General features: G+C 29.8%; 15 protein-coding genes. 14 read left to right on the forward strand and 1 reads right to left on the reverse strand.

Annotated features, from left to right (window positions below; all coding sequences use genetic code 11):
* Positions 1-71: 71 nt before the first annotated feature.
* Complete coding sequence (locus AACQ14_RS04435) at positions 72-1019, reverse strand: CAP domain-containing protein (RefSeq protein WP_339362368.1); 948 nt, start codon at positions 1017-1019, stop codon at positions 72-74.
* 355 nt (positions 1020-1374) lie between these two features.
* Between AACQ14_RS04435 and AACQ14_RS04440 the strand changes: the two genes are divergently transcribed.
* The 14 genes from AACQ14_RS04440 (at position 1375) to AACQ14_RS04505 (ending at position 16610) form a co-directional block, all read left to right on the forward strand.
* Positions 1375-2049 (forward strand): FadR/GntR family transcriptional regulator, encoded by a 675-nt coding sequence (locus AACQ14_RS04440; protein ID WP_339362369.1) that lies wholly within the window; start codon positions 1375-1377, stop codon positions 2047-2049.
* 133 nt (positions 2050-2182) lie between these two features.
* Positions 2183-3154, forward strand: coding sequence for a sugar kinase (locus AACQ14_RS04445; RefSeq protein ID WP_339362370.1), 972 nt, complete (start codon positions 2183-2185; stop codon positions 3152-3154).
* Between the two features lie 345 nt (positions 3155-3499).
* Entirely contained in the window at positions 3500-4795 is a 1296-nt protein-coding gene (locus tag AACQ14_RS04450) for a PQQ-binding-like beta-propeller repeat protein (RefSeq protein WP_339362371.1), read from the forward strand.
* 99 nt (positions 4796-4894) lie between these two features.
* A complete protein-coding gene (locus tag AACQ14_RS04455) occupies positions 4895-5260 on the forward strand; it encodes a BlaI/MecI/CopY family transcriptional regulator (RefSeq protein ID WP_339362372.1) in 366 nt (121 codons plus the stop codon).
* 12 nt (positions 5261-5272) lie between these two features.
* A complete protein-coding gene (locus AACQ14_RS04460; protein WP_339362373.1) occupies positions 5273-6259 on the forward strand; it encodes a M56 family metallopeptidase in 987 nt (328 codons plus the stop codon).
* A gap of 12 nt (positions 6260-6271) precedes the next feature.
* Complete coding sequence (locus AACQ14_RS04465; RefSeq protein WP_339362374.1) at positions 6272-7795, forward strand: hypothetical protein; 1524 nt, start codon at positions 6272-6274, stop codon at positions 7793-7795.
* A 302-nt stretch (positions 7796-8097) separates the two neighbouring features.
* On the forward strand, positions 8098-8682 hold the full coding sequence (locus AACQ14_RS04470; RefSeq protein WP_339362375.1) for an RNA polymerase sigma factor: 585 nt from the start codon (positions 8098-8100) through the stop codon (positions 8680-8682).
* The gene (locus tag AACQ14_RS04475; RefSeq protein WP_339362376.1) at positions 8645-9367 is read left to right on the forward strand and encodes a DUF4367 domain-containing protein; all 723 of its coding nucleotides are present in this window, start codon (positions 8645-8647) and stop codon (positions 9365-9367) included. Before AACQ14_RS04470 ends, AACQ14_RS04475 begins: the two co-directional genes overlap by 38 nt.
* Before the next feature lie 71 nt (positions 9368-9438).
* Positions 9439-9852 carry a hypothetical protein gene (locus tag AACQ14_RS04480; protein ID WP_339362377.1) on the forward strand — a complete coding sequence of 138 codons (414 nt, stop codon included), beginning with the start codon at positions 9439-9441 and terminating at the stop codon, positions 9850-9852.
* Between the two features lie 322 nt (positions 9853-10174).
* Entirely contained in the window at positions 10175-10528 is a 354-nt protein-coding gene (locus AACQ14_RS04485) for a nuclear transport factor 2 family protein (RefSeq protein ID WP_339362378.1), read from the forward strand.
* A 198-nt stretch (positions 10529-10726) separates the two neighbouring features.
* Positions 10727-12520 carry a sensor histidine kinase gene (locus AACQ14_RS04490; protein ID WP_339362379.1) on the forward strand — a complete coding sequence of 598 codons (1794 nt, stop codon included), beginning with the start codon at positions 10727-10729 and terminating at the stop codon, positions 12518-12520.
* Positions 12513-14069 (forward strand): response regulator transcription factor, encoded by a 1557-nt coding sequence (locus tag AACQ14_RS04495; protein WP_339362380.1) that lies wholly within the window; start codon positions 12513-12515, stop codon positions 14067-14069. The genes AACQ14_RS04490 and AACQ14_RS04495 overlap by 8 nt, the downstream gene beginning before the upstream one ends.
* 261 nt (positions 14070-14330) lie before the next feature.
* A complete protein-coding gene (locus tag AACQ14_RS04500) occupies positions 14331-15656 on the forward strand; it encodes an ABC transporter substrate-binding protein (protein ID WP_339362381.1) in 1326 nt (441 codons plus the stop codon).
* An 84-nt stretch (positions 15657-15740) separates the two neighbouring features.
* Entirely contained in the window at positions 15741-16610 is an 870-nt protein-coding gene (locus AACQ14_RS04505; RefSeq protein ID WP_113676034.1) for a carbohydrate ABC transporter permease, read from the forward strand.
* Positions 16611-16622 lie beyond the last annotated feature (12 nt).

Below are 16622 nucleotides of genomic sequence, written 5' to 3' on the forward strand. Positions count from 1 at the left end.
TTTACTAGCTTTGAGTAGGAAGGTGCTTGGTAAATTTTATTATCAATTATTGTAAATTAATTAGCGTAAAGTTATTTTTTGATAAATAATTCAGTAAACATATATCCGTATTTGCTTCCTTTTTGAATACCAACCCCAACATGTGTAAATTCAGGATTAAGAATATTTTTTCTATGTCCTGGTGAATTCATTAATGCTTCATGTGCTTCTTGAACTGACTTATTACCTGCAATGTTTTCTGCTGCACTTAGGTATTGAATACCAAAGTTCTTTAACATATCAAAAGGATTACCATAAGTAGGTGAGTTATGACTGAAATAATTGTTATCGATCATATCCTTTGATTTTATCCTTGCGATTTCTGATAGTTGATTGTCAGCTGTTAGGGCTTTCAGACCATTTTGTTTTCTGGATTCATTTATTAAGTTAATAAGTTGTTGTTCTTCATTAGAAATATTCTTATTGGTTGTTGTGTTTTCAACTTCTGCATTATCATCAGCTACAGTATTTTCATTATTACCTGTAGTATTTCCAGGTATTGGTTGGCGGTTGTTAATGCCTGTACCTGTTTGTGGGAGCTGCATTTGATTTGCTGCTCCAGGTGTTTGAGTTCCAGGAGTCTTTCCTGTAGTAGTACCTGGGGTAGGTGTTGTGCCAGTAGCTGGAATTTGACCAACGTTACCTTTGTTAATAGCGTTATTAGGTAATACAGGGGTACATTGTTGCTGAGGTACAAAACCTATTTGGTTATTAGGTAGTTTAACACAATACCAATCTTCGTTTACTTTATTAATTACATTAAGATTAGCATCTTTATTAACGGTTTGTAATACTTTTGAAGTGGCATCTACTCCCTGTGTTACATTACAATTATTAGCTGTTATCTTAACAGCTTTTACATCTCCTGTTTCATTAACTGAAGATTCTACACCTTTGACAGGTTCTTTATTAGTTGCACAAGATGTAAGAATCACAGTTGTCAACAATGTTAAAACTAATAGTGATTTTATTCTTTTCATAATATCCTCCTTATCTAAAATATTCTTTTATGAATTCTTAATGCTTATTATTCAGTTGTTAAAATAGAAAAATACATGAGTATATATTTAAAAAAACTTATACCATTATTATTGGAAATGACAGATTTTTTATTAAAATAAAAACAAGAAAATAAGTATTATTTTACCTATTTAGAATAAAATAGCCTATAATTTGTAAGGAGTTCAATATAATTACTGATTTTACATTTATTACCAAAAATAGTATTAGCTTTAAAAACATCAAAAAAAATTCATTTTATTTACTTTACCTAAAGATTTGCTTAACAACTTAAAATATGATAATCTATTAAAAAACAAAAGTAGAGGTAGTAAAATGTACGATAAAGGTATTCTTTCGGAAAAAGTTGCAAATACAATAAAAGAGATGATCATAAATAAGAAATTAAAACCAGGGGATAAGATAGCTAATGAAATAGAGTTGACAAGTGAGTTAAATGTTAGTCGTTCAACTGTCAGAGAGGCAATAAAAATCCTAGTTTCAACTAATGTAGTAGAAGTACGCAGGGGTAAAGGGACTTTTGTTTCAAGCAAACCTGGATTATCAAAGGATCCATTAGGGGTATGTTTTATGGATAAAAAAAATCTATTAAAAGACCTCTATGAGTCAAGATTAATAATTGAACCAGGCATATGTGCTCTAGCAGCTATAAGAGCAACTGAAGAAAATATAATTCAATTAGAAGCCAGTTTTGCCAAAATAGAAAAAGAAATTCTTAGTAACAAAGACCATACAGAAACTGATATACAGTTTCACAATATTATAGCAAAAAGCAGTCAGAACCCTATAATCAATCGTATATTACCTATTATCAATGAGGGTATTTCAGAAGGGTATAGGGAAACTAAAGATATATCAGAGAGTGGAGATACTGTATTGTATCATCATAAAAAAATCCTAGAAGCCATTAAAAAAGGGGATTCAGAATTAGCAAGAAAATGTATGACAGACCACCTAAGGTATGGAATGGAACAGATAATCAACAAATAGTATTAATAGTAAGTGAATGTAGTCAATGAACAATACTTAATTAGGTTAAATAACTTGCATTTGTACATGATTTTTAATATAATGTAATTAGAGACATCAGACATCGGACAATACAATTGAGGAGGTTATTAGAATGATAGATATGGTAGACAAAAAAATGGATGTAATTACTTTTGGTGAAAGTATGGTTTTATTTAATCCTGATGCAAAAGGTCCTCTTAGATATATACATACTTTTTCTAAGGCACTAGCTGGTGCTGAATCTAATGTTGCTATTGCTTTAGCTAGGTTAGAACATAATGTGGGTTGGTTTTCCAAATTAGGTGATGATGAATTTGGTAGATATATTGAGTGTTTTATCAGGGGTGAAGGAGTTGATATATCTAGAGTTATAAAAGATAATGCAAAAAGCACAGGTCTTCTTTTCAAAGAAAGATTTGCTCATGTTAATCCTAATGTTTATTACTATAGAAAAAATTCAGCAGCTAGTTATTTATCTTCTGATGACATAGATTATGAATATATTAAAAGTGCTAAGATACTTCACGTAACAGGTATAACTCCTGCTCTATCAGAAAGTGCAAAAGAGACTGTTATTAAGGTTGTGGATTATGCAAAAAAGAATGATGTGATTATATCTTTTGATCCTAATATCAGACTGAAACTATGGTCAATTGAAGAAGCGAAACCAGTAATACTGGAATTGTGTAAAAAAGCAGATATATTATTCCCTGGGATTGATGAGGCTGAGATGCTTTTAGGAATAAGTGAACCAAGAGAAATCATTAAGGCTTTTCATGAAATGGGAACTAAGATGGTGGCACTAAAATTAGGTAAAGAAGGATGCAGAGTATCTAACAAAAAAGAAGAATATTTTGTTAATGGATATACAGTTAAGACTATGGAAGACAGTGTTGGTGCCGGAGATGGATTTGCTGCAGGTTTTCTAAGTGGATTACTAAAAAATAGATCATTAAAAGAATGTGGAGAATATGCCAATGGAGTAGGGGCAATGGCTACTCTTGTAAAAGGAGATGTAGAAGGTTTACCAACATATGACCAACTTCTTACTTTTATTAATAAGAAAAAATATGTGGATAGATAACTTGTAATATTGTTTTTGGAATAAGTGAAATAGATGTTAGTTATGATAGGATTAAGGAAGCAGTGCCAGCAATTGCATCCTTAATCTTTTTTATTAATAATAGAACTAATCTAGCTCTAAATATATCTGTTAATATTATTGTAGTGAATAATAAGATATTATTGTATAAATATTGACAATTTAAGACTATTATTTTAGTATTAAAGAAAGTTGTTGAAATAGTCATCTGTAAGTTTATATTACAAGATTACTAGATAAAAATATATAACAATGTCGGGAAGGGTGTGTAAATAAAACTTGTTTATTTAAAGTAACAGTAAATTGTGTAGAAAGTAGGGGAATATAATGAAGAGACAAGGGATATTAATGATTCTGATTGTATTTATATTAACATCATGTAAATCTAAATCAGATGAATATGTCTATACGTATGTAAAATTAGAAGATATAAATTCAGAAGATATACAGGAGATAGAACTTGAATTTGAATTAGAAGGTAGTCCATTATTTATTGAAGAAATGTCAGACGGTTATATATGCGCAACCTATAAAAAATCCGAAAAACCTAATCAAGACCCTATAAAACTTAAACAGTATTATTATACACCTATAATACGAAAGCTAGATAAAAATTATAAAATAATATGGGAAAAGCAATTTGACGGTAAGGGACATGTAGAAGCTCTACAAGTTCGTGATGACGATAGCTTTATCTTGACCGTTGATTTACAGTGTAGAACTGTTATTGGATATGATAAAGATGGTAATAAGCTTTGGAGTAAGATATTTAATGATAAACCAGAGGTAATGCTTACTGATTCTGGAGATATAGCTGTTTGTGAAAATCGTTACGCATATAATGATACATTTATGACTAAGATAGATAAAAATGGTAATATTGTATATTCTAAGGCACTAGATGGTAGTGGTACTCATTGTATAGCAGAATACAATGGAGATATTGGCATTCTTGTACAAGGATACTCAAACTCTACAAAGAGTAATTTAGCAGGCGATAAAGGAGAAAATAATTTTTTTGTAGCATGTATTAATGAAAAAGATTTTGAAGTAAAATGGTTATATGATTCTAATAAAAGTTACGGAACAAAAAAATCAATATATATGTATGACGATAAAGTATATTTGACTTTACGTAAACAAGATAATTTTTTGAGTAAGGATGAATATTGGTTAGTAATACTTGATAACAATGGCAAAGAATGTGGTAGTATGAAATATGATCCTGATTCTGATTTCTTAGACTGGGGAAATTGTGTAACTATTTTAGATAACAAAGATATAATAGTGGGAAGCAGTGAGATAGTATATAACGGTTTCTTAATAATATTTGATCATAACGGCAAGAGGAAAAAAATTATTAAAGACCTGAAATATCCTCTTGATACAATTACACCAACTGATGATGGTGGATTTATAGTAAAGAGTCAAAGAACTATAGGCAATATACCAACTCCAGCAGTATTATCTACAATTTGGACTGATACGGAAGTTGTAATAGTAAAATATAATAGTGATTATGAAGTAGAATGGCGTAAGACATATGATAAATACAAAGATAGCAAATTAGTTGATTGCATTATACCATTAAGAGATGGAAGGGTTATTGTAGAAGCACAATAAAGTTTTTCTATAATAAAATATTATACTTAGTTATTGACAGCTTCAGACTATTGTAGTAGTATAAAAGTGGAAACTATTATAATAGTCTGGAGTGGTTTTATGGAACTGATTAAGTTATTTGACTCGGAATTAAGGCTTATGGAACTTATTTGGCAGCAGCAGGAAAGTACAACAGCTAAGGAATTAAGTCTTATTGCGGCTGAGGTTATAGGGTGGAATAAGAATACGACCTATACTATTTTGAAGAAGTTGATAGCAAAAGGAGCCATAGAGCGTATAGAACCAAACTTTGTATGCAAGCCTCTTATAACAAGAGAGAGAGTACAGCTAGACGAGACTAGGAAACTCATAGACAAATTATATGATGGTTCTATAAGGACTTTTTTTACTTCGTTTATTAAGAAAGAACATTTGTCCAAAGAAGAGATAGAAGAGCTCAAAGATATTATTAATAAGGAGCTGTAAAGGGTGATTACTATGATAAAAAATATATTTTACTACATTTTAAATATGAGTATAATAGCAGCTATCATAGTAGTTATACTTCTATTAATTAGAGCTGTTTTCGGGAAGTGGCTGCAAAAACCATTGATTTATGCTCTATGGGGTATTGTTTTATTTCGTTTGCTGATTCCAATATCCATATCAAGCGAACTCAGTCTAATAAATATGGTGAATCCTGATTTTGCTAAGGCTATTGTCGTATCTGATGCTAATAATGGTGTAACGGATATAACTTATAGTGTAACTAATGTGATGCAGCTTGCAGAAAAATATAATCCCATAGAATATAAGACCAATAGGATAGAAAAGATTTTTAATATTTTTGGTCTTATATGGTTGATTGGAGCTGTTTTATTTGTCTTAGTAGCTATTATAATCTACAGAATAACCATGAAACGTCTTAATCAGGCTGTAAAATTAGAATATGATATCAGAATCTTAGAAAAATACAAGGAACGATTAAATGTGAATAGTGAAATAGGGGTCTATGAATCAGGTTTTATAAATACTCCAATTGTAAGTGGAATATTGAAGACTAAAATTATTATACCTAAGAATATAAAACCAGATTTCTTGGAATACATATTGATTCATGAGTTATCCCATATAAAAAGGAAAGATAATATATGGAAGTTACTGACTATATTAGCAGTATGCATCCATTGGTTCAATCCTTTTGCATGGTTGTTTCTATGGATTTCAGAACGTGATATGGAAAATGCTTGTGACTATAAGGTATTGAGGAACATTCCAGACAATAAAAGAAAGAATTATGCATTATCATTAGTAGAGTTAGCGGATAGTCAAAGATTACCCTTTCCTGCATTAGGCAACACAGCAGTGAAACAAAGGTTAATCAATATTTCAACGTATAAGAGGATATCTACTATTATGCTGATAATTACTTCTATTCTATGTATGATAGTTACAATATTGTTAATAACGAATCCTATTACATAAGGGGTGTATATAATGAAAAGAAATAGGATATTAATGGCTGCAGTATTAATAGCGTTAGTACTGACATCATGTAAGCATAATATTATAGCTAAAGAAAATTCATTAATACTAGATAAAAAAGCTGAGCCAGAAATAGTACAAGAAGAAGTAAAAATTATTGATGATTTATTTGGGGATAAAAAGTATTGGAATAAGATAGGACAATATGATACTAATTATGTTAAATTGAAAGATATAAATAAAGAAGATATAGAAGAAATAGAAGTTTATTTTTCTATGTTAGGGGAGTCTTCTACCATAAAAGAATTATCTGATGGTTACATAACTGTTGGTCTAAAAAAATATGTAAAAAGCGAAAGATTAACAAAAAATAAAGCAGCTTTTTACTACAAACCTATATTTCAAAAACTTGATGAAACAGGTAAGATAGTATGGGAAAAAGAGTTAAATGAGAATATACCTTCTGGTTCTATAAAGCATCTACTAACTTTTGAAGATGACAGCTTTTTATTCGCAGTTGATTCTTATCCACAATGGATAAATGGAAAACTAACGAAGGAAAATAGTTATATAGTTAAGTTTGATAAAGAGGGTAATCAGCTATGGAAACAAGAATTTGATAATTTTTCTAGAGATATGTTTGTTGATATACTACTAACTGATTCCAAAGAAATATTTACTATTGGGGAATGGATGGCAAAAGATGGTAAGGCATCCATTAATGAAGAACAAATTGTTAATGGTGACGGTAGTAATGACATTGTTATAACTAAATTAGATTCAAAAGGCAATATTGTTGGTCAGAAGAGCTTTGGAGGTAGTGATTATGAGGACCTATATGTATCAAAATATGATAAAGATATGGGTATCATAATAAAAGGCCGTACTAGGTCAAAAGATGGAAGCCTTGCAATAAATGGTAAAGAAGATAGTAAGATTTTTGTTGCATGTATTGATGAAAAGGACCTAAAAATCAAATGGGTTCATCATTTAGAAGAAAATTATTCACCATATAACCAATTATATATTGATAATGGCCTGGTATATGTGGCTGTTGACGGGGGCTCAACTCATTCAAAAGAGAATAAGGGTCAGATAATAACTATTAATAATGAGGGAAAAGTAACTAATACCATAACAAATATTTATCCTGAACCTGAGAGATGGGCAGAATCTATGATTACACTAAATAATCATGATATAATTGTGGGATGTGGTAATCAAAACGTAGGTACATTAAGAATATTCAGTAATTCAGGGGAAGAAAAGAAAATAATCAAGAACCTGAACTTGTCGCCTAATGAAATTATACCTACAGATGATGGTGGATTCATAATTAAAAGTATAAGAGAAATAGAAACCATACCTCAACCACCATACATATCAAGTATATGGTTCGACCATGAAATTGTTATAATAAAATATGATAGTGATTATAGAGTTGAATGGCGTAAGACATATGACAAATATAAGGGAAGTATAGAAGTAGAAAAAGTGATACCATTAAAGAATAACAAAGTTATTGTTGAAAAATAAGTAGTTTGATGGGAGTAAAATATTTAATAAAGTTATATAGTATGTATGATTCTAGATATATTAGGGATAATTAAACATGAGGGATATAATATATAGCACCTTGATTGAGAAATTAATCAGGGTGCTAATTATTTATGAATTTTTATGAAAAGTAATATAATATGTAGATAAATATTAGATAAGATAGTATAATTAGGACAAAAGACATATATGAATGGTAATATAATGTAAATTATTGGATAAATTACAGTTTTTTAGTAATAATACTGTGAAAAAAATTATATTAGGAAAGAAGTGATTTTGTGGTAGGGTTTTTATTAGTTATTGAGGATGAAATTACTCGTAGTAAACTGGAAGAATTGTATTATCAATATCACAAAGAAATGTTCTATATCGCTTACAACATATTAAAAGACTATCATGAAGCACAAGATATTGTACAAACGGCAATTATAAAAATATCTTCATATATCGATAGAATTGAATCTATAAAGTGTAACAAAACAAGAGCCTTCCTTGTTATAATAGTTAGAAATATCTCTTACAATATATATAATCAAAGAAAGCGAAGAAACACAATGCCATTAGATAGTATAGAAGAAATAATACCTGAAGAGGATATTGGCCCAGAGTTACATATGATAAGATTGGATCAAGCAAAAGAAATGGCAAGATTACTTTCTAATATCAACAAAACATATGCTGATATATTAACATTGAAGTATTATTACGAGTATTCAAACTCAGAAATAGCTCAGCTGATTAATATGACAGAGGGAAATGTTAGAGTTAAAATCCATAGAGCAAAACAAGCATTGAAAAAAGAATGCCTAAAGGAAGGTGCTTTAAATGAAGCAAACAGATATGGATACAAGACAAAAAAATAAAATTCTTGAATCATACTATGGGTACATAGGTTCTTGTCATATAGAAAATATCATTACTGATCAGGATAATCAAAGAAACGAAATGAACGAACTAGAGTTTCCAAGAAGTATTGATGAATGGTTTGTAAAATTTTATAGGAAATATCGAAGAAAAGAAAGAGTGCAAAAGTTAAATAGAAAATTCAAAAAAGCAGGTTGCAAGGTAGCTGTATTACTATTATTAGTAATAGGTATAGGAACTGTTTTATCATGTACTGTTGAAGCTTTTAGAATTAAGATATTAAACTTTTTCATTGAAGAAAATAAAGAATACACTATTGTACAAGTAAAAGAAGATAAAGAACCCATACCAGACAGTTGGAGTAATTATTATTATCCAGAATATCTGCCACAAGATTTTATATTGGATAAATCAGAGATTATGAATGACAAGAAAATATTAAAATTTATTAATGAAGATAAGTTCATATTAATAACTCAATCTCCAAACGGAACTAACTATCAAATGGATACAGAAGATGCTGAAGCGGATAAAATTATAATCAATGATTATGAAGGATTATTGATTGAGAAACAAGAACATACTACGATTATTTGGCACAATGAAGAATTTAGTTTTAATATAATATCCAATATAATAAGTGATGAATTGATGAAAGTAGTAAAAAATTTAGAAAAAAGATAAAAAAAAATCATAAAAAGTGTAACGAAACACCTCTCTTTATTGTTAATAATATGAAGGGAGGTTTTTAATATATGAAAAAATATAAAAGGCTAGTATGCTTATGTCTTATACTTGCTTTTTTTAGCACTACTTCTTATGGACTTGAAATGGAAACAATGGACTGGCAGCCAAACTTTGTTTCCATAATTACCTTTGAAAATACTTTCGAGATATCAGACAGTGGACAAGCATCTGTTACCTGCTTTTTATTTGCTAGAAATGTCAATAAAGTTAAAATAACCGCTAATTTACAAAAGTATAAAGATGGGGAATGGAAAACAATTAAAAGCTGGTCAGGTAGTGAAGATGACACAAGTTGCTTAGTAGGGGGGAAATGGTACATAGCAAGTGGTAATACTTACAGAATGACTTCATATGGCTCTACTTATAAAGATGATGAATTTGTAGAAAGTACGACCTATATTAGTGAAAGCAAAGAATATTAAATAAGGGCAATAAATTTTTATTAGATTTTAAATATAGAGAGAAAAAGTAAAGGTGGATATATTATAATACTACCTTTACTTTTTTGATGAAAGACTCTAACCACTGGACCTGCTGTATTACCAGCACTCAAGATTTATAGATTGTTTGGATTACATAAAGATGTTATACTATAAGAAAATTAATGACATAAGGTAGATTTGTGAAATGAGATGAAGGCTAATTGAATATTTAATAATAGTAAAATAATATTTGTATAATATAAAAAATAACAATACAAAGCTTTCTGACTAAAAAGTTGGTAGCTGACTAGGAGGAAAATATATGAAGCCAAAAGAAATACTATGTCAATGGGTTGATGCATTCAATAATGGTGATGTAGAAACAATATCAGAATTATACGATGAAAATGCAATAAACCATCAGGTTGCCAATGAACCAGTAAAAGGTAAAGAGGCAATAAAGAAAATGTTCGAAGAAGAATTCTCCCAAGCAAAAATGGTTTGTATAGTTGAAAATATTTTTGAAGATGGGCAGTGGACAATTCTAGAATGGCGTGATCCATTAGGTTTGAGAGGTTGCGGTTTTTTTCAAGTAGTTAATGATAAAATTATATTTCAAAGAGGTTATTGGGATAAGTTATCTTTTTTAAAACAGCATAATTTACCTATCGAATAGATGTTATATAGCATTCTGACTAATATGTTGGTTAGGATGCTTAATTTTTAGGCTTTTTTAGGTAAATTATATAAAAATACTTATAGATATATCAATGAAGTACTATATTTTAACCCAATAATAAATTGAAGTATTTTACATAAAATAGTATAATTATAATACTATATAGGGAATTTTGTTAAAAAAGGTGCGAGAATTATGAAAAAAATACCAACCAAGAGGCTTTCTGTCAGAGGGCGTATAGTTACCATGTTTATTGCAATAATGCTGATTACAATATTAGTGTTCGGTATATATGCTACTTATAACATGTATAACAATATAATGAAGAATACATATAAAAACATGAATCTAATGATTGATGCCAATAATGAAAACCTAAACCAATCCTTTAGTATAATTGCCAATACATCAATTGCCCTATCTGCAAGTGATGCTGTACAAGAATGGATTAAAGATGATAATTATTTTAACAAAAACAACGAAAAATACTATCTCAATGTACAGAATCTCAATAAACAATTCCAGAATATATTAACATACAACAACGTATGGGAACTGAATTCCTTAACGTATGTTACTGTATATGAAAATAGAGAACTCCTTGGATACACTTACACAAAACAAGTAAGTACTAAGAAAATAACAGATGATTCCAAAAGAATAAATGAACTTGTGATAAATGATACTGAAAAATATATTAGTTACATACCACCTTCACAAAGTAACAATACCATATACTACACCAGAAAATTGAAATCTGACTTTACAACTAATGACAGCCTGATAATTATAGCAGCTATAGGTGAAGAATATATAAAAAACAAATATAACAGTCTTTTAAGCTATGATGGTTCATTAGTTTATTTAGTAGACGAAGAAGGGATTATATATTCATCCAATGATAACTCATTATTAGGGAATAAAATATCAGAGGATATAACTAACAACATTGATACCAACAAGATGAATGAAATCAATTATAATAATAAAAAATATGTAACTGTCTCTAGAGAAATAAAAGAAAATGGATTAAAACTAATATACATGTTGCCAAAATCAAATTTAATCAAAGAAACAGTCACTGGTATGAACTCTTTTATCCTTATATCAATAATATTATCAGTGGTATTCATTACATTCGTTGTTATCATATCCATGCGAACTACTGTATTCATCAAAGATTTTACTACTGCAATGAATAAGGTAAGGGAAAAAGACTATGATTACAGAATGATAAAATATGAGGATGTAACACTAGACACACTAGTTACAACCTTTAATTCTATGATATCAGAAATACAGACACTTTTAAAAACCACATACGAATCAAAGATTTTACTTAATGAAATGGAAATAAAATTTTTGCAGTATCAAATGAATCCACATTTTTTATTTAATATACTACTAACCATTCAGATCAAAGCAAAAATGTGCAAAGACGAAACAATATATCAAATGATAGCATCCTTATCAGCTCTATTAAGAGCAGGAATATACGGAGATAAACGCTCCATCATAACTATAGAAGAGGAACTGAAATATGTAGAATACTATTTGTCACTCCAAAAAATGAGATATGAAGACAGGTTGCATTATTCTATTGAACTAGATGATGAAGAGATAAGAATATGTGAGATACCAAGGCTTGTAATTGAACCTATAGTTGAAAATGCAATTGTTCACGGTGTCGAAGAAAGTGACAATGAAGCTATAGTTTCAGTAGAGATAAGTAACGATGACGAAAAGATATATATCAAAGTAGTTGATAACGGAATTGGGTTTGACGTTGAAAAAATAATGAATACTGAAAACAAAGATATAACAGATAGAAAAGTAGAACGTGAAAAGATGGGATTAAAAAACACAGATCAGAGATTAAAGCTTATTTATGGTTCCGATTATGGACTAAATATACAGAGTCAAAAAAATGTAGGTACGACTATTGAAATAATAATTTCAAAGAATAAAGGGAGAGCAGAAAATGTATAAAATAATGCTTGTTGATGATGAACGTAACATTAGAAATGGTATAAAACATCTTATAGATTGGGATGGATTAGACTGCGAAGTTGTATCAGATTGCAGAAACGGTAAGGAAGCTCTTGACTATATAGAAGATAATGAAGTTGACATTGTTGTAACAGATATAAAAATGCCTGTTATCGATGGTCTGGAACTATGTAAGAACATAAAAGAAAACAAATATGATGTAGAAGTAATTATTCTAACTGCGTATTCAGATTTTACATTTGCTCAAAAAGCCATTAAATACAATGTAGTCGATTTCGTAATAAAAAATGAGTTCATTGAAGAATTGCCAAGTGCAGTTGAAAAAGCAAAGGAAATCATTAATGAAAAAAGGAAAGAGAGCAAGAAGATACAATTATCCCTCAATGATTATAATGAATACCGTTTACATATATTAACAAGATTAGCACTGTCACAGAATGTAAGTATTGAAGACATAGAAAAATACAACATAGATAAATATAATTATTGCATTAGTGCCTGTGAGATAAACTATTATGATGGAGAAAAAGAAAATAACTCTTCCATAAAAATGATAAAAAACTTCCTTAACATAACTATGAAGGATTATGACTCGGAAGTAGTACCTATAAAAGATAATCATATCATGATTGTCATACTAATTGATAAGAACAAAGAGGTCACACTAAATAAGATAGTACAGCATTTTAATGAGATTCTACTGATGGTAGAAGAATTTATGCGTTTGGATATCAAGCTAGGAGTAAGTCAAATCATTAATGAAACTAGTGAAATAAATAATGGTTATAAAAAAGCAAATGAAGCATTATCTCGTATAACAACTAAAGGTAATACATTATACATCTACGACTCAGAGCCTGTGATAGATGAAAACGCTGTGAATATCAATATTGAACAATTTACAAAAGAGATATGTGATATAACATTAAAAGGTGATAAGGAAAATGCAGAAATCAAAATAAAAGACTTGGGTGAAGAGTTAGTCAAATCCAATAAAAGCTTTGAACAATGTAAAATGAATATTCTTATTATCTGTAGTTCAATAATACGAAATGTTGTTAAATATGATATAAGTCAAGACTTTAATCAAATAGAGAAGAAATTATACAAAAGCATCAATGATGCCAAGACCATGTTTAGCCTTATAGATATAAGCAAACACATAGTTGATATAGCAATAAGTATATGTATTGATAAAAAAGATATCAGAAACAAGCTGGTAACCAATGTAGATAATTTCATAAAACTCAATTATAAGAACAATATCTCCTTGCAAGATATAAGTAACGCAGTGTTTCTTAACAGCAGTTATCTAAGCAGAGCCTACAAAAAATCAACTGGCATCACAGTTACAGATGCAATAAACATGTATCGCATAACCAACGCAAAATCATTACTGAAAAACAGTGAGTTAAAGATATATGAGATAGGTCTAGAAGTTGGATTCAGTGATCCTGCATACTTTTCACATGTATTCGTGAAATACAACAATCAGAATCCAACAGAATATAGAAATAGTAATATGTAACAAAAAACTTGCTTTGATAAGATATTATAATCATTAGAAATTCTGATTAGAATATTAAAGCAAGTAATTTTTTTACCTTTTATAGAGATATTAGGTAAAAATAATACAAGGTCAAAAAATCCAGAATAATGCTTGGCTTTTTTGGTCAAAATTAAACAATCAAAAGGAAAAGTAGACCATTCTGTTAATGAGGATTTACATATATACTATGATTACAGAAAAAATAATAACTGATTAACAATTAAGGGAGGATATTTTTTTATGAAATCTATGTTAAAAAAAGTAATGGCTTTGATGGTAACTCTTACGATGGTTTTCACTCTAGCTGCTTGTGGTAGCAAAACTGAAAAATCAGATGATACGGTATCAAAGGATAAACCAGTTGAAATTACATATGCAACATTTATGGTAGGTTCACATGTATCAGCGGCTGCTGAAAAAGAAGTCTTAGATGCATTCAATGAAAAATATGAAGGTAAGATAAAAGTTAAAGTTGAAGAATTACCAAGTGATGACGCTTATGTAAATAAAATGAAAGCTCTTGCTGCTGCTGGAGCATTACCAGATGTTATTAATGGTAAAAATGGTCTTAGAGAACTAGCAATAAAAAATGGTCAAGCAGTAGATGTTATGCCTTTAGTTGAAGCTGATGCAGAATGGAACAAATATGTAGGTGAAGGTGCTATCAACTATAGTAAAACAGAAGATGGAAAACTATATTCAATAGCTAATCAAAAACAAATAGTAGGTTATTTCTATAACAAGGACATGTTTAAAACAACTGGTATCACACCAGCTAAGACATGGGAAGAATTCATGTCAAACAATGAAAAATTAAAAGAAGCTGGATTCACACCACTTGCTATGATGACAGGAGAGAATGCATGGACAACCAATCTTTGGCTTGCAGCTATGATCGGTACTAATGGTGACGAAGGTAATGAATTCATGAATACCAATTATCCGGATAGCTATGAAAATGATTTAGTAGTCAATGCTCTTACAATGGTTCAAAAATGTTTAAAAGATTATACAACACCTGATGCAATAGGAGCTATCTACGCTAACGCTGCTAATAACTTCTTACAAGAAAACACAGCTATGATCGCTAATGGTCCTTGGATGGTTCCAGATTTTACTGATACATCAAAAGCAAAAGAAGGATTAGTAGATAGAGTTGGAGTTTCATTATATCCTAATGATGGTGTGGTTGCACAATACGAAATCGGTTATGTATTATGTACTGCTAATAAATCAAAAGAAGAACAAGAAGCAGCTCTTGAGTTCTTAAAATTCAAGACAGGAAAAGAAGCACAAAAAATATTCTTAGAAAAATCAGGTGCTTTACCATTAACAGCAAATGTAGAGATCTCAGACGAGTACAAAGCGGCTAATCCACTTGTTGTTGACTTAATCAATCTTGCTGATGAAGCAAAATACGGATTTGAAAACATGGATAACACAGCTCATTCAAGTGTAATTGAAGAATTCTCATTAAACTACCCAGAATTAGTTTACGGTGGCATTACTCCAGAAGAAATGGCTTCAAAACTTACACAAGCTGCCAACAAGCATAAAGAACAATAATAAATAAGTTAATACAATTAAAACCTTGTCTTACTACTATGTAAGATGAGGTTTTTAAGAAAACAATTAGCAGTGGAGGACAATATGACTAAAAATAGAAAATGGATAATTTTATTTTTAACTCCTGGTATTATACTTTTTATTTTTGTGTTTCTTATCTCAATAGTTTTGCTGGTAGGCACATCATTCACTAACTGGTCAATCGGTTCAAGTATATCATTTTCAGGAATTAAGAATTACATATACCTATTTACTAAAGATAAAGATTTTATAACAAGCATTTTCAATACGATTAAATGGATTGCATTACAATCAACTATACATATACTTATCGGTGTTGGTTTAGCACTGATATTAGCCAAATCCAAATGGTATACCTCACTTGTAAGAACAGTATTTTTTATACCAAATATCATTTCTAGTGCTGCGCTTGGTTTATTGTTCTTATGTATTATGAATCCTCAATTTGGAATGGTGAACAATATCATTACTAAGATTATGGGAGAACAGTTTGTCCATAACTGGTTCATGAACCCTGATACTGCATTTTTCTCAGTAACTATGACTTGGTTGCCTTATGCAGGATTGGTTACTATTCTTGTCATGGCAGAGATGGCTTCCATATCCAAGGAAATATATGAAGCCGCATCAATAGACGGTGCTTCATCTTTTCAACAGGATATATATATTGTACTTCCTATGATGAGAAATATCATTGGTACAGCTACAATATTAGCTGCAACCAGTATGTTGCAAAAACTGGATATCATCATTATGACTACAGGAGGCGGACCTGGTGCTAGAACCATGAATATGCCAATGTATCTCTATAACACAGCTCTTGTAGATAATAACTATGGACTTGCAAACGCACAAGGTGTAATTTTAATAATATTAGGCCTTATTACACTTATTTCTGTTCGTAAGATTTATAGAATGGATAAAGAACATTAAGGAGGAACAAAT

The organism is Vallitalea maricola (assembly GCF_036985595.1).
Classification (GTDB): domain Bacteria; phylum Bacillota; class Clostridia; order Lachnospirales; family Vallitaleaceae; genus Vallitalea; species Vallitalea maricola.

Bases quoted from the DNA above. Each gene is read 5' to 3' on its own strand.
- AACQ14_RS04435 (WP_339362368.1), bottom strand. From the start codon at position 1,019: ATGAAAAGAATAAAATCACTATTAGTTTTAACATTGTTGACAACTGTG.
- AACQ14_RS04440 (WP_339362369.1), top strand. From the start codon at position 1,375: ATGTACGATAAAGGTATTCTTTCGGAAAAAGTTGCAAATACAATAAAA.
- AACQ14_RS04445 (WP_339362370.1), top strand. From the start codon at position 2,183: ATGATAGATATGGTAGACAAAAAAATGGATGTAATTACTTTTGGTGAA.
- AACQ14_RS04450 (WP_339362371.1), top strand. From the start codon at position 3,500: ATGAAGAGACAAGGGATATTAATGATTCTGATTGTATTTATATTAACA.
- AACQ14_RS04455 (WP_339362372.1), top strand. From the start codon at position 4,895: ATGGAACTGATTAAGTTATTTGACTCGGAATTAAGGCTTATGGAACTT.
- AACQ14_RS04460 (WP_339362373.1), top strand. From the start codon at position 5,273: ATGATAAAAAATATATTTTACTACATTTTAAATATGAGTATAATAGCA.
- AACQ14_RS04465 (WP_339362374.1), top strand. From the start codon at position 6,272: ATGAAAAGAAATAGGATATTAATGGCTGCAGTATTAATAGCGTTAGTA.
- AACQ14_RS04475 (WP_339362376.1), top strand. From the start codon at position 8,645: ATGAAGCAAACAGATATGGATACAAGACAAAAAAATAAAATTCTTGAA.
- AACQ14_RS04480 (WP_339362377.1), top strand. From the start codon at position 9,439: ATGAAAAAATATAAAAGGCTAGTATGCTTATGTCTTATACTTGCTTTT.
- AACQ14_RS04485 (WP_339362378.1), top strand. From the start codon at position 10,175: ATGAAGCCAAAAGAAATACTATGTCAATGGGTTGATGCATTCAATAAT.
- AACQ14_RS04490 (WP_339362379.1), top strand. From the start codon at position 10,727: ATGAAAAAAATACCAACCAAGAGGCTTTCTGTCAGAGGGCGTATAGTT.
- AACQ14_RS04495 (WP_339362380.1), top strand. From the start codon at position 12,513: ATGTATAAAATAATGCTTGTTGATGATGAACGTAACATTAGAAATGGT.
- AACQ14_RS04500 (WP_339362381.1), top strand. From the start codon at position 14,331: ATGAAATCTATGTTAAAAAAAGTAATGGCTTTGATGGTAACTCTTACG.
- AACQ14_RS04505 (WP_113676034.1), top strand. From the start codon at position 15,741: ATGACTAAAAATAGAAAATGGATAATTTTATTTTTAACTCCTGGTATT.